This is a genomic window from Microcystis sp. LEGE 08355 (assembly GCF_015207185.1).
GTDB lineage: Bacteria > Cyanobacteriota > Cyanobacteriia > Cyanobacteriales > Microcystaceae > Microcystis > Microcystis panniformis.
Genome location: NZ_JADEXI010000420.1, coordinates 1 through 4,119 on the forward strand (window position 1 = coordinate 1; position 4,119 = coordinate 4,119).

The 4,119-nt window shown below is 41.3% G+C and carries 2 protein-coding genes and 2 tRNA genes; all 4 read right to left on the reverse strand.

The window, feature by feature from the left end; all coding sequences use genetic code 11:
* Window positions 1-2,625: alpha-mannosidase (locus IQ242_RS18270; protein WP_193960950.1), on the reverse strand; the 2,625-nt coding region annotated here is incomplete at its 3' end.
* Window positions 2,626-2,769: 144 nt separating this feature from the next.
* Window positions 2,770-2,841, reverse strand: a tRNA-Thr gene (locus tag IQ242_RS18275).
* Window positions 2,842-2,849: 8 nt separating this feature from the next.
* Window positions 2,850-2,934 (reverse strand) — tRNA-Tyr (locus tag IQ242_RS18280).
* A 136-nt stretch (window positions 2,935-3,070) separates the two neighbouring features.
* Window positions 3,071-3,367, reverse strand: a complete 297-nt coding sequence (locus IQ242_RS18285; protein WP_193960951.1) for a ferredoxin — start codon at window positions 3,365-3,367, stop codon at window positions 3,071-3,073.
* Window positions 3,368-4,119 lie beyond the last annotated feature (752 nt).

Here is a 4,119-nt window from a genome sequence, read left to right on the forward strand (position 1 = left end):
CCCCAGATCCGCCTCGGGATCGGGCCATCGGGGACTTCTCAACAGAGTTAATCGCAGTTGCTGGTTAGTAGCATCATAGCCATATTTATTATTATTTAAAAGACTAACCCCATAGTTTGCCTCTGTATCGGTTAAATCTGCCCATTTATGCCCGTAAACTTCCCATTTTGGTGATTCTGGTTCGTGGTAACGCTTGATCGCACCACAGGCAATTTCATAGGTGGTAAAATCGCTGTTTAGCGTAAGAGGAAAAGCGGTTTTTACTAAAGTATGTTCCTGCTGCCAATTAACAATAGTTTTAATCTGGAGAATAGGAGAATCTTTTTCTAAGATATAATCTTGACAAAATTCCGAATCAGCTAAACTTCTGATCACGCGAATCTGCCAGCGCAAGGAACCATATTCTAAGCATTCGATCGATTTTAATACTGTTTTAGGTAAGGGATATTGTTGATAATTCGGATCGATATTCCAAGCGTCCCAATATTGTCCTTGATCTTTAAATGCCTGTAATTGATTACCGGCAGCTTGCAGGATTTCTTTTTGATTAATTACATCAAATATACTATCTATATCCCCCGTTTCTGAGTTAATAGTAACTTTAACCAAGCCATTATCTAAAATCAATTGGCAGTTAATTAAATTTTGCTCGGCTGCTTGCTGATTGGGAACTAACCAAAATAACTTATAACCCACAGAAGGAATATTTTCAGCGAGAAATAATAGCTGATTGTCGTGGGATAATTGCGAGGTACAGAGACAATTATTTAAGCCATAAACTGAACAATTTACAGATTCTATAGGTAAAGAGATAACCTGGGTTCTTTCCCAGTTAAGAGAATTAAAAACTAGAAAAGGTTTTGCTTGGGGATGGGGGGGATTAGGTAAATTAATTTGAGGGGCAATTGCCTGTAAAGCTTGATGTAAAATTGCTTCACCTGTGCTGATAACTTGCCGCCATAACTGATTGGCATCCCTAAACACTTCGGGTATAGAAGTACCAGGCAGTATATCATGAAACTGATTTAATAAAACCTTTTTCCAGGCGGATTCTATCTCGACTTTCGGATAGGGAATCTCTAGTAAAATATTAGCCAGAGAAGACCATAATTCTCCTTGATACAAGAGGATTTCACAGTAACGATTATAGGCTTTTTGATCAGCGTGGGTGGTATAACAACCGCGATGGAATTCTAGATATAATTCATCATCCCAGATAGGAAGATTACTTGTCTCCAGGCTGTCCAGATAAGTTGTTGCTTGGCTAAATTTTAGCTGGGGGAAAAAAGGGGATTTTTGCCAACGTTGGGCCACCTCTAACATATCACGAGTCGGACCGCCGCCATGGTCGCCAACACCGGGCAACCAAAAAATATCTTTTAAGCCGGTTTGCCGTTCCCAATTGAGAGCATGATCGGTCATAATAATTGGGTTAGTATCCATAACTCCGGCAACATTGGGAGGAGACATGAGGGAAAGAATTTTACTACCATCGGGAGATTGCCACCAGAAAAAACCGTGGGGAAATTTAGTCGTATCATTCCAATGCAGTTTCCCGGTTATAAAATATTTGATGCCAAAGGATTTAAGAATTTGCGGCAATTGGTAGGGAAACCCAAAGGTATCCGGCAGCCAAGCAGTTTTAGTGATTTGTCCAAATTTTTCTTGAAAATATTTTTGTCCATAAAGCAGCTGTCGAAATAGGGATTCCCCGGAGATTAAATTGACTTCTGGTTCTACCCACATTCCGCCCAAAAGTTCCCAGGATTGCCCTTTATCTGCCTCTATAATTGCTTGAAACAGGTCAGGATGATGTTTTTCTATCCATTCGTAAATTAGGGGGCTAGAATGACCAAATATGAGGGCGGGAAAATCTTTTTGGAGGTTTAAAACCGAGATAAAAGTGTTTTGTGCCACTTGCCAAGTTTCTGCCAACGGCCACAACCAAGCCAGATCCAAATGTGCGTGGCCGAGAAGATGAAAACTGCGTTCTTTGAGAGGTTGAGCGAGGGGTTGTAGGGATTGACGAATTGATTCTAGGGAGCGATTAAATTTATCTTTGTTGGTGACATTATCCCAGTCAATATTATCGAGAGTAGCGGTAAAATCCGCTAAGTTTTCAGGATAAAAAGTTTGTAGATAATTATGGAGAATGGTCAATTCATCAGCAACAAAACTAGGATCGATCGCTTGGCTATATTCATAGATTAACTGCGATTTCATCAAACCACCAATATCATGATTGGGACTGACTAAACGGAGAGTAACAAGAATTTCTTGACCAGTAGAGACCGAGTTAGAAAGTAAAATGCGCGTGGAAGAATCAAAGAGGTCTCCTGCTTGGATCAATTGATTATTAATATAAATTTTGACATCTTCGGCCCACCAAGTTAGGATTAATCTCAGTTCCATTCCCTCTAAAGGATAACCGGCTAAATGTTCGGGGACAATAATTTTTTGAGTTAGATATTGGATTTGTCTGCCAGCCGGCCAAATAATGTATTGTTTTTCATTGAGGGTGACGGGTTGAATTGGTTTTCCCGCTGCTGTAGCGATCCACCAATTGTTCTGAACATCCCTGCGGGTGAGGTGAGACAGTTTAGCGATGTTGTCGAGGGGAGACATGAGCCAACAAATAAGTTAATTTTGACGATTTTAAGCGATCGATGCCTAATCGGGCTAGGGGATAACTTCTGTTAACGCCATAGTGCTGAAGACTTACTTAATCTCATCCTTCAACGGTTTATTGAGAATGAGCAGGGAAGAGAAAGCCCGTGATGAGGATTGAACTCATGACCTCACCCTTACCAAGGGTGTGCTCTACCACTGAGCTACACGGGCATTGATCGTGGTGGGCCGGGCCGGATTCGAACCAGCGTAGGCGTAGCCAACGGATTTACAGTCCGCCCCCATTAACCACTCGGGCACCGACCCATTAATTCCACGATTAACAATCATAGCACCCTTAGCTAAAACACACAAGTGTTTAGGGAAAAAATTTTTGAGCCATAAAATAACTCCCGTTAAAGCCATGGCTTTAACGGGAGTTTTCTGACGATCTGGAGAGAGATTACTTCAAAGCAGCTTCTTCTTGGTGGGTGAGGATCACACAGTCAGAGGTAGGATAGGCGACGCAGGTGAGGACATAACCCGCTTCAATTTGATCGTCATCTAAGAAGGATTGATCGGATTGATCGACACTACCAGATTCAAGTTTACCTGCACAGGTGGAGCAAGCTCCTGCGCGGCAGGAATAAGGTAAGTCCAGTCCTTGCTCTTCAGCTACATCGAGAATGTACTCATCATCGGGAACCTCAATTGTATGATCGCCATCGGGTGTTTTTAGGGTGACTTTATAAGTTGCCATCGGTTGTTCCTCTTAATTAAATGCTAGTGAAAGCGGCAGTCTCTACAATTGCCTCTCGCTCGTCCTCAGAGTGAACGATTGGAGCGAGTTTCATTTCTGATACTACGGGAAAATCTCCCTGACTCAGCCTTGCATTAGTAATGACAGTCTTAAATAAACTTAAAATAAAATTTACTTATAGATCTAACCCAGAATTCTTGACGCTCCTTGCTCGATCTCTAGATAATTTCATCGATCTACAATCTAGCTAAACTAACCAATACTAAGCATTTGGAGCCATAATGTTCATTGTTCTTTTAGTCTTAAGCCGATTTTTGTTAAACATTAATTTAACTTATAGTTAAGATAGATGTCGATGAATTGTCTTTAACCCAGCCAAGAAATTGCTTTTCGGTACTACTGCCGCTAACACATCTAGGGAAACTATGAAAAAAGATATTGACAATCAAACTAATAAATGATATGGGGGGATAAATCCGCTGTTGCCAAGGCTACCACCCGTTGTAACGGATGGCTAACCCTCCCTGACGATTTCTTGGTTTTCGGATTGTCAGTTTTCAAGGATATGGTTCACTGATTACCGGTCACTAATTAAGGCTGGCTGAATAAAGCTAAAAACCTTGTTGGGTAAGACTTTTAGACCTTTTGTCAATCAAAAAGTACTGGATATGGGAGTGAGCGGGGGGAAATTTAGGCACTTTTTCCCTGAAAATTAGGTAATTGGCCACCTCAAAACTGGTAAAACCCTACAC